The 15,632-nt window shown below is 75.3% G+C and carries 11 protein-coding genes; 10 read left to right on the top strand and 1 reads right to left on the bottom strand.

Annotated features, from left to right (window positions below; translation table 11 throughout):
• The 7 genes from ACIA79_RS05560 to ACIA79_RS05530 all read left to right on the top strand — a co-directional run bounded on the left by ACIA79_RS05560 (position 1) and on the right by ACIA79_RS05530 (position 11,272).
• On the top strand, positions 1-1,380 hold the full coding sequence (locus tag ACIA79_RS05560; RefSeq protein ID WP_399426853.1) for an FAD-binding oxidoreductase: 1,380 nt from the start codon (positions 1-3) through the stop codon (positions 1,378-1,380).
• Between the two features lie 107 nt (positions 1,381-1,487).
• A complete protein-coding gene (gene fxsA / locus ACIA79_RS05555) occupies positions 1,488-1,691 on the top strand; it encodes an FxSxx-COOH cyclophane-containing RiPP peptide (RefSeq protein WP_399426852.1) in 204 nt (67 codons plus the stop codon).
• On the top strand, positions 1,688-2,875 hold the full coding sequence (locus tag ACIA79_RS05550) for an FxsB family cyclophane-forming radical SAM/SPASM peptide maturase (protein ID WP_399426851.1): 1,188 nt from the start codon (positions 1,688-1,690) through the stop codon (positions 2,873-2,875). Before fxsA ends, ACIA79_RS05550 begins: the two co-directional genes overlap by 4 nt.
• Positions 2,872-3,915, top strand: a complete 1,044-nt coding sequence (locus tag ACIA79_RS05545; RefSeq protein ID WP_399426850.1) for an aKG-HExxH-type peptide beta-hydroxylase — start codon at positions 2,872-2,874, stop codon at positions 3,913-3,915. The genes ACIA79_RS05550 and ACIA79_RS05545 overlap by 4 nt, the downstream gene beginning before the upstream one ends.
• A 125-nt stretch (positions 3,916-4,040) precedes the next feature.
• Positions 4,041-5,411, top strand: a complete 1,371-nt coding sequence (locus tag ACIA79_RS05540) for a TIR-like protein FxsC (RefSeq protein WP_399426849.1) — start codon at positions 4,041-4,043, stop codon at positions 5,409-5,411.
• Positions 5,408-9,382, top strand: coding sequence for an FxSxx-COOH system tetratricopeptide repeat protein (gene fxsT, locus ACIA79_RS05535; RefSeq protein ID WP_399426848.1), 3,975 nt, complete (start codon positions 5,408-5,410; stop codon positions 9,380-9,382). The genes ACIA79_RS05540 and fxsT overlap by 4 nt, the downstream gene beginning before the upstream one ends.
• 129 nt (positions 9,383-9,511) lie before the next feature.
• A complete protein-coding gene (locus ACIA79_RS05530) occupies positions 9,512-11,272 on the top strand; it encodes a class I adenylate-forming enzyme family protein (protein WP_399426847.1) in 1,761 nt (586 codons plus the stop codon).
• On the opposite strand, the gene ACIA79_RS05525 is transcribed toward ACIA79_RS05530, so the two are convergent.
• Positions 11,259-12,542, bottom strand: coding sequence for a M6 family metalloprotease domain-containing protein (locus ACIA79_RS05525; RefSeq protein WP_399426846.1), 1,284 nt, complete (start codon positions 12,540-12,542; stop codon positions 11,259-11,261). The genes ACIA79_RS05530 and ACIA79_RS05525 overlap by 14 nt on opposite strands.
• Before the next feature lie 305 nt (positions 12,543-12,847).
• Between ACIA79_RS05525 and ACIA79_RS05520 the strand changes: the two genes are divergently transcribed.
• From ACIA79_RS05520 to ACIA79_RS05510, 3 genes are all read left to right on the top strand, one after another.
• Positions 12,848-13,753: a LysR family transcriptional regulator gene (locus ACIA79_RS05520; RefSeq protein ID WP_399426845.1), complete on the top strand. Its 906-nt coding sequence runs from the start codon at positions 12,848-12,850 to the stop codon at positions 13,751-13,753.
• Between the two features lie 176 nt (positions 13,754-13,929).
• Positions 13,930-14,484, top strand: coding sequence for a cysteine dioxygenase (locus ACIA79_RS05515; RefSeq protein ID WP_399426844.1), 555 nt, complete (start codon positions 13,930-13,932; stop codon positions 14,482-14,484).
• Positions 14,484-15,563, top strand: a complete 1,080-nt coding sequence (locus ACIA79_RS05510) for a YeiH family protein (RefSeq protein WP_399426843.1) — start codon at positions 14,484-14,486, stop codon at positions 15,561-15,563. Before ACIA79_RS05515 ends, ACIA79_RS05510 begins: the two co-directional genes overlap by 1 nt.
• Positions 15,564-15,632 lie beyond the last annotated feature (69 nt).

The raw sequence follows: 15,632 nt of genomic DNA, 5'->3' as shown, positions 1-15,632 counted from the left end.
ATGACCACCCCCGATCCCGATCCGCTCGCGCAGCAGCTCGCGGAGGTCGTCGGTGACGCGCACGTGCTCGTCGACCCCGGCCTGCGTGCGGGGTACGAGACCGACTTCACCGGGCGCTGGGCCGGGCGGGCGCGGCTCGTCGTGCGGCCCGGGGGGACCGGGGAGGTCGTGGAGGTGGTGCGGCGGTGCGCCGCCGCCGGAGCGGCCGTCGTGCCGCAGGGCGGCAACACCGGGCTGGTCGGCGGTTCCGTGCCCGGTCCCGACGGCACCGACGTCGTCCTGTCGTTGCGCCGGCTCGACACGATCGGCCCCCTCGATCCCCGCGCCCGGCAGATCACCGTCGGCGCGGGCGTACCGCTCGCCGCGCTGCAGCGCCACGTCCGGCCGCAGGGCTGGGACTTCGGCGTCGACCTCGCGGCCCGCGACTCCGCCACGATCGGCGGCATGATCGCCACGAACGCGGGCGGTGAGCGCGTCGTGCGGTACGGCACCACCCGGGCGAACGTGGCCGGGCTGGAGGCGGTGCTGGCCGACGGCGGGGTCGTGGACCGGCTGGCCGGGCTGCCCAAGGACAACACCGGGTACGACCTCACACACCTGCTGGCCGGCAGCGAAGGAACCCTGGCCGTCCTCACGCGGGCGCGGCTGCGCCTCGTCCCGCTGCTCCCCGAGCGGGTCACGGCCCTGCTGGCCCTGGACTCGCTCGACGCCGCGCTCTGCGTCCTCACCGCCCTGCGCCGCCTGGAGTCCCTGGAACTGGCCGAGTTCTTCACCGCGGACGGCCTCGGCCTGGTGCTGCAGCACACCGGGCTGCCCGCCCCCTTCCGCGGCGCCCACCCGGTGTACCTCCTGGCCGAGTGCGCGGGCCGCCGCGACCCGGGCGAGGAGCTCGCGGCCGCGCTGGAGGACGCGCCCGTCCGCGAGGCGGCCGTCGCCCTGCACGCCTCCGATCGGGGGCGGCTCGCCGCCTACCGGGAACGGCACACCGAGGCCGTCAACGCCGCCGGCGTCCCCCTGAAGCTGGACGTGACCGTTCCCCTGGACGACCTCCCGGGCTTCGTCGGAGGGCTGCCCGCCCTGCTGGACGGCCGCGCCCGGGCGTACGTCTTCGGACACCTGGCCGAGGGCAACGTCCACGTCAACCTCCTGGACGTCGCGCCGGAGGACGAGGAGGCGGTCACCGAGGCGGTACTCCGGCGGGTCGCGGCCGCCGGCGGCAGCATCAGCGCCGAACACGGTGTGGGCCGGGCCAAGGCCCGCTACCTGCACCTGTCCCGCTCCGCGGCCGAGATCCGGCTCATGCGCTCCGTCAAGGCGGCCGTCGACCCGGGCCACGTACTCAACCCGCGGGCGCTCCTCCCGCCGCCGGGCGGGGCATGAACACCGGTGCCGGGCCGTCCGGATCCGGGCATCGGCCGTGCCGCGTGCGCAGGCGGGCGTGCACTGTGTGTTATATGCTCCGGCACAAAGTGAACGGTAAGGGGATCATGGACGCGATCAATTCGCCCGCCCCGCTCGTCTCGGTGCTGGCTGACGTCAGCGACCTGAGCGACGCTGAGCTGGCCGAGCTGCCGGACACGGTTTTCGGCGCCATGGTGGCGCGGCTGCGGGACGACGCGCTCCATCCCTCCTGCGAGCCGGTGTCCGCGTTCGGGTCCGCCCTGGTCGAAGTGGGCCGGCACGAGTTGTGACGCCCCGTCAGTTTCTGCTGAAGCTGCACGGACGGTGCAATCTGGCCTGCTCGTACTGTTACGTGTACGAGGCGGCGGACCAGAGCTGGCGCACCAAACCCCGGCGGATGGAGTCCGCGACCGTACGGCAGGTGGCCCGGCGCATCGCCGCTCACCGGCGGCCCGGGGAGCCGATCTCCGTCATCCTGCACGGCGGTGAGCCGCTGCTCGTCGGTCCCCGGCACCTGGACGAGACGCTCGGCGTGCTGCGCGAGGCCCTCGGCGGCGGCGCCGACGTGGCGCTGGGCCTGCAGACCAACGGGGTGCTGCTGCGCGACCCGGAGCTGATGCGGGTCCTGCGCCGCTACGAGGTACAGGTCGGGGTCAGCCTGGACGGGGCGGCGCGCGACCACGACCGCAACCGGCGGTTCGGCAACGGACGGGGGAGCCACGCGGCGGTCGCCGAAGGGCTCAGGATCCTCGGGGCGGCGGAGAACCGGCACCTGTACGCGGGGGTGCTGTGCACCGTGGACCTCGCCAACGATCCCGTCGGGACCTATGAGGCGCTGCTGGAGTTCGCGCCGCCCCGCATGGACTTACTGCTGCCGCACGGGAATTGGAGCGCCCCGCCGCCCGGGACGGGACGGCGGCCGCTGCCCCGGGTGCCTCCCGCGGGCCCGCCGGACGGGGCGCGCGGGCGCGGCGGCGGCGACGGGCCGGCGCCGTACGCCGACTGGCTGTGTGCCGTCTTCGACCGCTGGTACGGTGCGCCCCGGCGCGAGACCGGCATCCGGCTCTTCGAGGAGCTGATCATGCTGCTGCTGGGCGGCCGGGCGAGCAGCGAGGCCGTCGGCACCGGACCCATGGACCTGGTGGTGGTGGAAACGGACGGCACCCTGGAGCTCGCCGACAGTCTCAAGGTGGCGTACGACGGGGCGGCCGCCACCGGGCTGGACGTGTTCCGGCATTCGTTCGCGGACGTGGCCCGGCACCCCTCCTTCCGTACGCCCCGCCGGGCGGCGGTGTGCGGCGGGTGCGCGCTGGAGCGGGTGTGCGGGGGCGGGCTGTACGCCCACCGCTACAAGGCCGGGGAGGGCGATACGTTCGCGCATCCGACGGTGTACTGCCCCGACATGGCCGCGCTCATCGGGCACATCCGGGCCGCACTCGTCCGTGACGTCGCCGCCCTGGGACCGGCGCGGTGACCCGGCCGCACGTGATCGCCCGGGAGACCTTCCGCGCGCTGGCCCGGGGCCGCGGCGGCGCCGGAGCCGTCGCCGTGCTGCGGGCCGGACAGCTGAGCAAGCGGCGGCTGCTGCTGGGCGCGGTGCGCCGGGCCGCCGAGGAGCGCAGGCCGCGCGCCGCCCGCGAGGCGGGCCTCGCCGGGACGTACGAGGAGCTGGAGCGGCTGCGCCGCCACTCGCGCGCCCGGTGGGAGGCGGCGCTGCTGCTGCCGTACGTCGACCTGTGGGCGGCCGAGTGCCTGCGCAGGCTCGACGCGGCCCCGCACCCGGACGGGGGCGGCGGGGGCGAGGAGCCGTGGCTGGGCGGGCTCGCGGAGCTGCTCGGCGCTCCCGGCCACCGCGTGACGCTGGAGGCCGCCGGGCTGCGGCTCACCCTGCGGATCGACGACCGCGGCCCGTACCGGGAGGCGCATGGCGAACCGGTGCCCGGGCCGCTCGGCCCCGGGGAGCTGCGGCGCTGGGAGGACGCCCTGGGGGCGGCGTGGCGGGTGCTGGCCCACCGGCACCCCTGGTACGCGCAGGCGGTCGCCGCCGGGCTGACGACGCTGGTGCCGCTGCGCCCCCGGCCGGACGGCACCGGGGTGTCCTCCGCGGTCCGCCGGGGCTACGGCGCGGTCGGCCTGTCGCTGCCGCCCGACCCCGAGCGGCTCGCGCTGGCGCTGGTCCACGAGTTCCTGCACGTACAACTCGGGGCGCTGCTCGATCTCGTGCCGCTGCACGGGCCGGACTCCGGGGCCCGCTACCACGCGCCGTGGCGGCCGGACCCCCGGCCGGCCGGGGCGCTGCTGCAGGGGACGTACGCGCATCTGGGCGTCTCCGACTTCTGGCGGGTGGAGCGGGGGCGGTACGCGCGGGAGCAGTACGCGCACTGGCGGGAGCGCACCTTGGAGGCCGCCGGGACCCTGCTCGATTGTGGTGAACTGACGGCAGACGGCAGGGAGTTCGTGGCAGAGTTGCGCCGGGAGATCGCCGGCTGGGGCGGCGGCGCCGCGCCCGTGTAGGCGAGTTCTGGCCAGAAGGTGACGCTCCGCCTGCCGCTTGGGGCCGGGGCGCAATAACGGGCGGGCGCGAGGGGTATGCCCCGTCTGCCGGGGCGTGCTCGAACACGCGGAACAGTGGGGGCGCGGTGGGGCCGTACTTCTTCCTGAGCTACGCCAGGGTCGACGACAAGGACGCGTACGTCCGCCAGTTCTACGACGACCTGTGCGACCGGATCATCGAGCTCTCCGACAGCACGGCACAGGTGCCGGTCGGCTTCCGGGACAACAGCTCGATACAGCTCGGCGAGCACTGGAGCGAGCAGCTCGAACGCGCCCTCGGCAGCTGTCACTCCATGGTGGCCCTGTACTCCCCGGCGTACTTCCGCAGCGAGTGGTGCTCGCGCGAGGCGGGCGTGATGATGCGCCGCGCCGGCCAGTACTTCGCCCGCACCAACCGCGGCTCGTCCGCGCTGATACCCGTGCTGTGGCAGCCCGTCGAGGTGCCGCAGGAGATCGCGCACATCCAGTACCTGACCGACGGGCTCGGGTCCTGGTACGCCGACGCCGGACTGCAGCGGCTGCTCCAGCGGGACCCCACCGGCCGGGACTACCAGAACGCCGTCCGGCTGATCGCCCAGCGGGTCCTGGACGTCGCCCGGGCCGAGGAACTGCCCGCCCCCGAACACCCGGTGCGCCTCGCCCGGGAACCGCTGTCGTTCCAGCCGCGCACCGAGCCCACCCGGCCCGGCAGCACCGTGCGGTTCTTCGTCGCCGCCGGCACGGCGGACACGGCGCCCGAGCACCGCCGCGGCGCCCCCTACTACGGCAGGGCGGGACTCGACTGGAACCCGTACCACCCGCAGGAGGAGTACCCGCTCTACCAGCAGGCGCAGCGGCTGGTCACCGCCCAGGGGTACGGGACCGCCTACCAGGAGGTGCGCTCCGGGCTGACCCGGCAGCTCAACCAGGCGTGGCAGGACGACCAGGTCACGATCCTGCTGGTGGACGCGTGGAGCGCGCCGGCCGAGCCCTACCGCCGGCAGCTGGAGCAGTTCGACCGCAGCGACCACCCGGCGACGGGCGTCCTCGTGCCGTGCCACCCGCAGGAGGAGCGCGACCGGCACGAACTGTGGAGCGGCGTCACCGAGGTCTTCGAGCGCAAGGCATCCCGCGGCGTGCAGGACCGGCAGTTCCAGGTACGGGTCTGCTTCGGCGACTTCAAGCGGGCGCTCGGCCAGATGGTCGCGGCCGCCCAGAACAACCTGATCCGCAAGCGGCAGGCGGGCGCCGTCCCGCCGGCCGCCGATGACACCGACACCGTGCCCGCCGCCCGGCCGATCCTGCGCGGCCCCAGCGGCGGCCCCGCGCCCCGCCGGGCCCCGGCCGCCGGGAACCCGCAGATCCCGCGGCCCCAGCGGCACCCCTGGGCCGCCGGGCGCGGCCCGCGCATCCCGTACGACCCGTACGCCCCGCAGGAGTCGCGCGACCCCCGCAGCGAGGGAGGGCCAGAGCAGTGAACAGCCCCGGTGGCTCCGCCACGCCGGCCGCACCCGGCACCGTCGTGACCTTCTACTCGTTCAAGGGCGGCGTGGGCCGCACCATGGCCCTGGTCAACACCGCCTGGATCCTCGCCAGCAACGGGCTGCGCGTCCTGATGGTCGACTGGGACCTGGAGGCGCCGGGCCTGCACCGGTACTTCCACCCGCTGCTCGTCGACCCCGAACTCAGCTCCACCGAGGGCGTCATCGACCTCATCCGCGACTACGCGCTGCGCGCCGACGAACCGGGCGGCGAACACCCGCCGGACCGGGCCGCCTGGTTCCGGGAGCGGGCGGACGTGGACCGCTGCATCGTCGGCGTCGGCGTGGACCTCGACGGCGGGGGCCGGCTGGACTTCCTGCCCGCCGGGCTGCAGGACGAGGGGTACTCGGCGGCCGTCTCCACCTTCGACTGGGACCACTTCTACACCCGGCTGCGCGGTGCCGCGTTCCTCGCCGCCCTCCGCGACGAGCTGCGCGGCCGGTACGACTACGTCCTCGTCGACAGCCGTACCGGCCTGTCCGACATCGCCGGCATCTGCACGGTCCTGCTGCCGGACGTCGTCGTCGACTGCTTCACCCTCAGCGCCCAGTCGATCCAGGGCGCCGCCGCGGTCGCCGAGTCCGTCCGCGCCCAGGTCGGCACGCGGCCGGTGCGGATCCTGCCCGCCCCGATGCGCGTCGAGTACGCCGAGCAGAAGAAGCTGGAGGCCGGCCGCGACCTGGCCCGCAGCCGGTTCGCCGCGTTCCTGGGGGGCATGAGCCGCGAGGAGCGCGACCGCTACTGGGGCGACGTGGAGATCCCGTACCGGCCGTTCTTCGCGTACGAGGAGATCCCCGCGCCCGTCGGCGACCGGCCGCACCAGGGCGGCAGCCTGCTCGCCGCCTCCGAGCGGCTCACCGGCCGGATCACCGAGGGGCGGGTGACCCGGCAGCGGGCGATGCCGGAGACCATGCGCCGGGCGCTGCTGTCCTCGTACGAGCGGACCAAGCCGCCCGTGCCGTCGGACCTGTTCCTCAGCTACGCCCCCGCCGACCGTATGTGGGCCGAGTGGATCGCCGCCCGGCTCGCCGGCCTCGGTTACGAGGTGGCGCTGAGCGGCGCCGCCGAGCACGCCGGCTCCGGGGCGCTGACCGAGGTGCGGCACGCACTGGACGGCTCCGGGCGGATCGTCGCGCTGCTCTCCCCGGACTACGTGCGGCTGCCGCACGCGCACGAGGTGTGGAAGGCCGTCGCGGCCCGCGACCCCGAGGCGTCGCAGCGGATGCTGATCCCGATCCGCATCCACGCCGCGCCGCTGCCGGCGCCGTTCGCCGACCTCGTCGCCGTGGACCTCGTCGAACGCGACGGGCCGGACGAGGCGGAGTCGGCGCTGCTCGCGGCGGTCGGGCGGCCCGGACTCGCCACCGGCGACGCCCCGCTGCGGCCGGTCGGGCCCGACGAGGACCGCAGCCCGCGCTATCCCGGCACGCCGCCCCCGGTGTGGCAGGTGCCGCCGCGCAACGCCGCGTTCACCGGGCGCGGGCGGACCCTGGAGGACATGCGCGACGGATTCGCCGCGGGCGGCCCGCTGGGCGGCCCGCCGCAGGCGGTGTTCGGCATGGGAGGGGTCGGCAAGACCCAGGTCGCCATCGAGTACGCGCACCGCTTCGCCGCCGACTACGACGTGGTGTGGTGGGTCAACGCGGGCCAGCCCGGTCTCGTGCGGCAGGGGCTGGCCGCGCTCGCCCCGCGGCTGGGGCTGCCGGCCGGCGACGACGTGACGGTCACCTCCAACGCCGTGCTGGAGGCGCTGCGCCAGGGCCGCCCGTACCGGCGGTGGCTGCTGGTCTTCGACAACGCCGAACAGCCCGAGGCGCTGGCCCCGCTGCTGCCCACCGGACCCGGGCACGTCCTCGTGACCTCCCGCAACCGGACCTGGGCGGAGCGGGCGACGCAGATCGAGGTCGACGTCTTCGCGCGGGACGAGTCGGTGCGGCTGCTCCAGGTGCAGAACCCCGAGCTGCCCGACCGGGACGCGGGCCAGGTCGCCGAGGCGCTCGGCGACCTGCCGCTGGCCGTGGCCCAGGCGGCGGCGTGGCTGGAGCAGTCCGCCATGCCGGTCGAGACGTACCTGGAGCTGCTGAGCACCCAGCTGGCGACGATGCTGGAGCAGGAGTCGGCCACCACCTACCCGCGGTCGGCGGCGGCGACGTGGCTGCTGTCGCTGCGGGCGCTGCGCGAGTCGATGCCCGCGGCCGCGCAACTGCTGGAACTGTGCGCCTTCTTCGGGCCCGATCCCATCCCGATGTGGGCGCTGTACGGGAACCGGGCCGGGGAACTGCTGGCCCGCCACGACCCGCGGCTGGTGGACCCGATGCGGATGGGCACGCTGTTCGCCGAGATCAACCGGTACGGGCTCGCGCGCACCAACCAGAGCGACAAGACCGTCACCCTGCACCGGCTGGTGCAGGAGGTGCTGCGCTCGCAGGTGCCGCAGGACGAGTGGCCCGCCCTGCGCGCGCACGTGCACGCCATCCTCGCCGAGGCCAATCCGGGCAACGCCGAGGACCCCGCGCTGTGGGACCGGCACGCCTCGCTGCTGCCGCACCTGCGCCCTTCCCTGGCCTTCACCAGCAAGGACAACCGGGTGCGCCGCTGGATCGCCGAATCGGTGCGCTACCTGTGGCGCCGCTCCGACTACTCCACCGCCCAGGAGACCGCCGAACGGGCCCTCGCCTCCTGGGTGCCCGCGTTCGGCGAGGACGACCCGCTGGTGATCTACCTGCGCACCCAGTACGCCAACGTGCTGCGCTCCAGCGGGCGGCTGGAGGAGGCGTACGCGATGGACGAGGCCCTGCTGCGGCGCGCCCGCGAGGTCCTCGGCCCGGACGACCACTACACGCTGGTGGCCGCCACGAACCTCGGTGCCGACCTGCGCAGCAAGGGCGCCTACACGCAGGCCCGGGACATCGACCAGGAGACCTACACGCTGTGCCGCCGGGTCTTCGAGGACGACCACCCGCGGGTGCTGTTCGCCGCCAACAACCTGGCCGTGTCGCTGTATCTGGTGGGAGACCGGTTCGCGGCGCGCGACATCGACCGGGACGTGTGGCAGGCGCGGCGCCGGGTGAGCGGACCGAACCACCCCGACACGCTCAACTCGGCCAGCAACTACGCGCGCGACCTGCGGGAGACCGGCTCGCTCACCGAGGCGCTGAAGCTGATCCGCGAGACGGTGGACGCCTTCCGGGAGAAGACCGGCGAGCGGCACCCCGCGACCCTGCGGGCCTCCAGGAACCTCGCCGCCGTGCTGCGCCGCATGGGCCGGTACGAGGAGGCGCGGGCGCTGAGCGCCGACATCCACGACACGTCGATGTCCGTGCTCGGCCCGGACCATCCGGAGACGCTCGCGGCCGCCATCAACCTCGCCTGCGCGCTGGTCGCCACGGGGCGGGCGCAGGGTGCGCGGATGCTGGCGCAGGACACCCTGGACCGCCACCACACGCAGCTGGGGGAGCGGCACCCGTTCGCCCTCGCCTGCGCGAACAACCTGGCGGTGTACCTGCGGCTCACCGGGGAGCGCGGGGCTGCCCTGGCGCTGTCGCGCCGGACCGTGCAGCAGTACCGCGAGGTGCTGGGGCCGGACCATCCGTACACGCTGTGCAGCGCCATGAACCACGCCACCGACCTGGCCGGGCACGGCGACCTGGCCGAGGCGGTGCGGCTGGGGCGGGACGTGCACGACGGCTTCGTCCGGGTGCTGGGCGCGGACCACTACGACGCGATCGGCTGCCTGTCGAACCTGGCGATCGACCTGCGGGCGACGGGCGCGGAGGACGAGTCGGAGGCCCTGCACGCGGAGGCGCTGCGGCGGGCGCGGACCACGATGGGCCCGGAGCATCCGACGACGGGCGCGGTGCGCGGCTGGGTACGGCTGGACTCGGACATCGAGCCGCCGGCGACCTGACGGAGCCCGCCCCGGCGCAAAATCGATGGTGGGTACACGTACCTCCTTGACGGGCCGGTCCGCCCGCGCATAGCGTCGGCAACCCGGCACAGGCTGAGCAAGCGCTCAGCGCGCGGTGAGGAAGAGGCGATGGTGGACGGACACCCGGACGGACCCGGCCCGGACGGACACGACCCCGAGGAACCCCGTCCGGACGGACAGGACTCCGGGGGGTGCGGCCCCGAGGGGCGCGGCGCCGGCGGACCCGGCCGGGACGTGACCGACCCGCTGACCGCGCCGGGCGCGCCCTTCGCCGTCACCACCGGCGAGGACGGGCGGCGCGTGTACGCGGGCGGCCCGCGCACCCTGCGGGAGTTCGTCGAGGTCACCTGGGCCCACGGCGAGCGGCCGTTCCTCGTCGCCGGCGACCGGACGTACACCTACCGCGAGTTCTTCGCCGCCGCCTGCGCCCTCGCCCGGCGGCTGAGCGGGGAGTACGGGCTGCGCCGCGGCGACCGGGCCGTCGTCGCGATGCGCAACCACCCCGAGTGGCAGATCGCCTTCTGGGCGGCCCAGCTCGCCGGGCTGGTGGCCGTGCCGCTCAACGCCTGGTGGACCGAGGAGGAGTTCACCCACGCCCTCGACGACTGCCGGCCGCGGGTGCTCCTCGTCGACGGGGAGCGCGTCCCGCGCGTGCGGGCGTGGGCGCGCGCGCAGGGCGTGCCCGGCGTGGTCTTCCACGGGGAGGCCGAGGAGGGCTTCGTACGGTACGAGGACCTGCCCGCCGCCGATCCCGCGCTCGGGCCGCCGGACGTGGAGGTTCGTCCCGAGGACGACGCGACGATCATCTACACCTCCGGCACCACCGGGCGCCCCAAGGGCGCCGTCGCCACGCACCTGGCGCAGGCCGGCGCGGCGATGAACCCGCGCTACCAGGCCGCCGCGGCCGCGCTGGAGCGCGGTGAGGTGCCGGGGCTGGGGCCGGCGCCCGTGTCGCTGACCACGTTCCCGTTCTTCCACGTCGCCGCCTTCACCTCCTTCTACTCCGTGATGGCCGCGGGCGGCACGCTCGTCCTGATGCACAAGTGGGACGCGGCCCGGGCCCTGGAGCTCATCCACGAGCACGGCGTCACCCACTACGCCGGAGTGCCCACCACCGCCCTGCAGCTCCTGGACGCCGCGGGGGAGGCGGGCCTCGGCACGCTCCGGCACCTCAACACCGGCGGTGCCGCCGCCCCGCCCCGGCTCGCCGCCGGCTGCCCCCGCGGCGTCGAACCGCGCAACGGCTACGGACTCACCGAGACCAGCGGCGGCGTCCTCGCCGGATACGGCACCGACTACCGCGCCTTCCCGGGCAGCGTCGGCCGGCCCACCCCCGTCACCGAGGTCCGCGTCGTGGGGCAGGACGGGCGGGCGCTGCCCGACGGCGAGGTCGGCGAGCTGTGGCTGCGCGGCCAGTCCCTGGTGCGCGGGTACTGGCGGGACCCCGAGGCGACCGCCGCTGCCTTCACCCCCGACGGCTGGCTGCGCACCGGCGACCTGGCGACGCTCCACGACGGCCGGGTCAGCATCGTCGACCGCATCAAGGACATGGTCATCCGCGGCGGCGAGAACGTGTACTGCGTCGAGGTCGAGGCGGCCCTGTACGCCCACCCCGACGTGCTCGACGCGGCGGTGCTCGGCGTCCCCCACCCCCAACTCGGCGAGGAGGTGGCGGCCGTGGTCCGGCTGCGGGACGGCGCCCGCGCCGGCGCGGCGGACCTGCGCGCGCACGTGGGGCGCAGCCTCGCCGCCTTCAAGGTGCCCGCCCACGTCGTCGTGCAGGACGGGCCGCTGCCCCGCAACGCCACGGGGAAGGTGCTCAAGCGGCAGCTGCGGGCGGAGCTGGAGGGCGCGCTCACAGCCGGGTGACGCGCACCCGGTAGGTGCCGGAGCGGCGGTCCTCGGCCAGCACCGTGATGCGCACGCCGCTCTCGCGGTCGGTGAAGGACTCACCCGGCCGGAACGGCGCGTCCGACAGCTCCGCGTGCACGTTCGGGCGGCGCGTGCACCCGCCGCTGTCGCGGTCGCTGTCCACGACGGTGACCGGGCCCTGGCCCGTGTCCACGTCGGAGCGCACGTGGTAGACGAGGACCCCCGGCTCGCACACCGCCTCGTCGTTGCCCTCCCGGGTGCGGACCTCCACCGCGTACCCGGTCTCCTCCGACAGGGGTATGACCGCGAGCTTGGTCCCGTCGCCGGTCGCGGCCAGCGGGGTGAGGGTGTAGACGCGGGTGCCGGGGGAGGCGGCGCAGCGCACCTGGTCGTTGCCGAGCCAGCCGAGCTTCCACTTGTGCCAGCCCAGCAGGTCGTTGTTGGCGCCCCAGTCCTCGGACATGATGTCCCAGTGGCCGACCGCGCCGCCGCCGTCCGCCGTGTACAGGTCGGGCAACCCGAAGACGTGGCCGTTCTCGTGCGGCAGGACGCGGAAGCCCGTCTCGTGGTAGGAGCCCGAGCCGTCGTCCTGGCGGCTGTACACGAACGACGTGTTGGCGAGCGGCGTGCCGTCCGCGTGGGGCGCCTCGGTGTTCCCGGAGAAGGTGACGGACAGGACGGTGTCCAGCGCCGAGGGGCCCGCGTTCGGCGTCACCAGGATGTTGACCAGGTCGTACGCGCTGAAGTCGACCTCCGGGTCGGCGGCCTCGACGATGTCCTCGACCAGCTTGCGGTACCCCGGCTCGTACGGCGAGCCGCGGTCTATCCCGTACTCGGCGAACGGCAGCGGCATCCGCAGCCAGTCGGGCAGCGGGGCCTCGGGGCGGTACACGAGCCGCCCGTACGAACTGATGCGGAACCAGTCGGAGGTCTGCGGGAAGAACTCGGCGTACCGGTCCATCGCGGCGCCCTCGCCGGGTGCGTCCGGGAAGTCGATCATCAGGTTGAGGGCGCGGACCTCGCCGGTGGAGCGGGCGTAGCCGGGCGGGGTCGGGATGCCCTCGGTCATCTGCACGCCCATGGTGGCCGTGATCCGGCACGGGCCGAGCGCCAGCTCGTCGGTGGCGTCCTCGGCGGCGACGGGCCCCGCGGAGGCACGGTGGGGGCCCTGGAGGGTCGAGCTCGCCGTGGCCAGCGTGGCGAGGGCGAGCGTGGTGGCCGCCCCGAGGGCGACCGGTCTGCGTATCCGCCGGCGCGTCCGCTCCATAGGTGCTGATCGCCTTCGGTCCGCGGCAGCCGGCCGGATCCGCGCTGCTCTCCGTCCGATCAGCCTGAGCCGGGTGCGCCCCCGGCGCGCGCCGGGTGGCCCGATCGTGGGTTTCTGTGCGGACGGGTGAGGGCCGCGGGCGCCCCCGGCTTGCGCAAACGCCGCCGTACGGGTGAGGGTCGGGTGCGGGAACGCCGCGGCGGCGTCGCGGAGGGTGTCGCGGGGGCCGCGGACCGGCCGGGGGTGGCCGGGAACGGCTGGGAAGGGCCCTTTCAGGGGGCCAATTTCTGCTTATGCTTTCGACCGTGTTCGATTCCCGGTACATCAAGACCTTCCGTGAGGTCGTCAGGACCGGTTCCTACACCGCGGCCGCCCGCTCCCTCGGCTACACCCAGCCCGCCGTCAGCCAGCAGATGAAGGCGCTGGAACGGGACGTCGGCACACCGCTGTTCACCCGTGTGGGCCGCGGCCTGCGCCTGACCGAGGCGGGCGAGGCCCTCACCCGGCACACCCGCACCATCCTCGACAGCCTCGCGGCGGCCCAGGAGCAGATCGACGCGATCGCCCGGCTGCGGTCCGGGCGCGTGCGCGTCTGCGCCTTCCCCAGCGCGGGGGCGACGATCCTGCCCGAGGCGATGGCCCGGATGGCGGACGAACACCCCGGGGTGCGGGTCGAGCTGGTGGAGAGCGAGCCGCCGGAGTCGCTGCGCATGGCGGCCCGGGGGGAGTGCGACATCACGCTGGCCTTCAGCTACCCCGGCCTGCGGGTCGACGTCCCCGAGGAACTCGCCGAGTTCAAGCTGATGGAGGACCCGCTCACGGTCCTGCTGCCCATCGGACACCCCCTGGCCCGGCGCCGGGCCGTGCACCTGGCCGACCTGGCGCACGAGCGGTGGATCGCCGGCTGTGCCCGCTGCCGGGCCAACTTCCTGCACGCCTGCGCCGAGGAGGGGTTCACCCCGGACATCGCGTGCACGACGGACGACAACCTGGTGATGCAGAGCCTGGTGGCGGCGGGCGTCGGCATCGCGATGGTCCCGGCGCTGGTGCTGTCGTTCCTGTGCCACCGCAAGATCACCGGCCGGGTCGTGGAGCCCCACACGCGCCGCCAGGTGTACGCGTACGTCCTGCGCGACCATCTGCGCATCCCCGCCACCGCCCTGGCCCTGGACGCGATCGTCACGGCGGCGGAGGCGAAGGTCGGCTGCTGACCGGCCACCCGTGAGCGACCACCGCGTCCCCCACTCGCAGGCCCTCCCCATGAGCGGTCGTCGGCGTCCCCCGCCCCCGGGCGGTCGCCGGGTCCCCGACCCATAAGCGGTCGTTGGGGTCCGGTCAACGAACCGTGCTTGGACGGGACCGCCCGCGCGGGCGGACGCTCCGGTCCATGACCACGACCTCCCTGGAACCGGCCGCCACCGCCCGTCTGCGCTCCTTCGTCGCCGAGGTGCGCGGTGCCGTGGACCGGGGCCTGCCGCCCGAGCCCACGGCCCGGCTCGTGGCCGCCTGCCTCGCCCCGCACCTCGGTGCGCCCGACCTGCTCACCGGCGCCCAGTGCGAGGGCGACCCCGAGCACTACCGGCAGCACGTGCTGCACGCCGACCCCGACGGCTCCTTCTCCGTCGTCGCCCTGGTCTGGCTCCCCGGCCAGGCCACGCCCGTCCACGACCACGTGTCGTGGTGCGTGACGGGGGTCCACCGGGGCGAGGAGCACGAGCGCCGCTACCGGCTCGTGCCCGACGGCATCACCGCGCGGCTGGTCGCCACGGAGGAGGTGGTCAACGCGGAGGGGACGGTCGCCGCGCTCGCCCCGCCCGGAGACATCCACCTCGTCCGCAACGCGGGCAGTGACCTCGCCGTGTCCCTGCACGTGTACGGCGCCGACGTCACGCGGCTCGGCACGAGCGTGCGGCGCGTGTACCGGCTGCCGGCGGACGGCTGATGGCCCTCGTCGGCGGACGGGCGCGGCCGTCCGCCCGCCCGGCCGCGCCCGGTGCCCCTCCGGCCACGCCCGCCGCAGGAGCCGCAGGGGCCGCCTGGCCCGGCCTCGCGCTCGCCGTCGCCGGGGTGGCCGCCGCCTGGCTCGTGCACCGCGCCCTGCCCGCCGTACCGATGCTCACCGCCGCCGTCGTCCTGGGCCTCGCCGCCGCGCACACCCCCTGGCTGCGCACCCGCATCCGCGGCCGCTGCCGGGCGGGGCTGAGCGTGGCCGCCAAGCGGCTGATGCGCCTCGGCGTCGTCCTGCTCGGGCTGAAGCTGAGCCTGTCCGACGTCCTCGGCCTCGGCTGGTCGACGGTCGCGATGGTGCTCGCCGTCGTGGCCGCCACCCTGGGCGGCACGTGGTGGCTGGGGCGCCGCCTCGGGCTGCCCGGCGACCAGCCGTTGCTGATCGCCACCGGGTACGCGATCTGCGGGGCCTCCGCCATCGGCGCGGTCGCCGCCGTGCACGACAGCGACGAGGACGACGCCGCCACGTCGGTCGCGCTGGTGACGCTGTGCGGCACCCTGGCGATGGCCGTACTGCCGCTGCTGCACGGCCCGTTGGGGCTGACCGACGCGCAGTTCGGGCGCTGGGTCGGCGCCGGGGTGCACGACGTGGGCCAGGTGGTGGCCGCCGCGCAGACCGCCGGCCCGGCCGCGCTCGGCGAGGCGGTACTGGTCAAGCTGATGCGGGTGGCGCTGCTGGCCCCGCTGGTCGCGGCCCTGGTGGTGGCCGCCCGGCGGCGGGGGAGGGGCGCGGCGGCCGGGGGCCGTGCGGGCCGCCCGCCGCTCGTGCCGCTGTTCGTCGCCGGCTTCCTCGCCATGGTGGTGGTGCGCACCACCGGGCTGCTGCCCGAGCCGGTCCTTGCCTCCGCCGGGACGGCACAGGAACTGCTGCTCGCCGCCGCGCTGTTCGGCCTCGGCAGCGCGGTGCACCTGCCGACGCTCTCCCGCACCGGGGCGCGGGTGGCGGCGCTCGGCCTCACGGCATGGGCGCTGATCGCGGCGGCGTCGTACGCGGGGGTCCTCCTGACCGCTTGACCGCCCGCCGGGCGCTGGGCTGCCGGCGCCGAGCGCCCGCGTGCGCTGGATGCGACGCCGCCCCGACCG

Origin of the sequence: Streptomyces sp. NPDC051310 (genome assembly GCF_044455245.1) — a bacterium.
Classification (GTDB): Bacteria; Actinomycetota; Actinomycetes; order Streptomycetales; family Streptomycetaceae; genus Streptomyces.
This window is presented reverse-complemented; position numbering and strand designations above follow the sequence as displayed.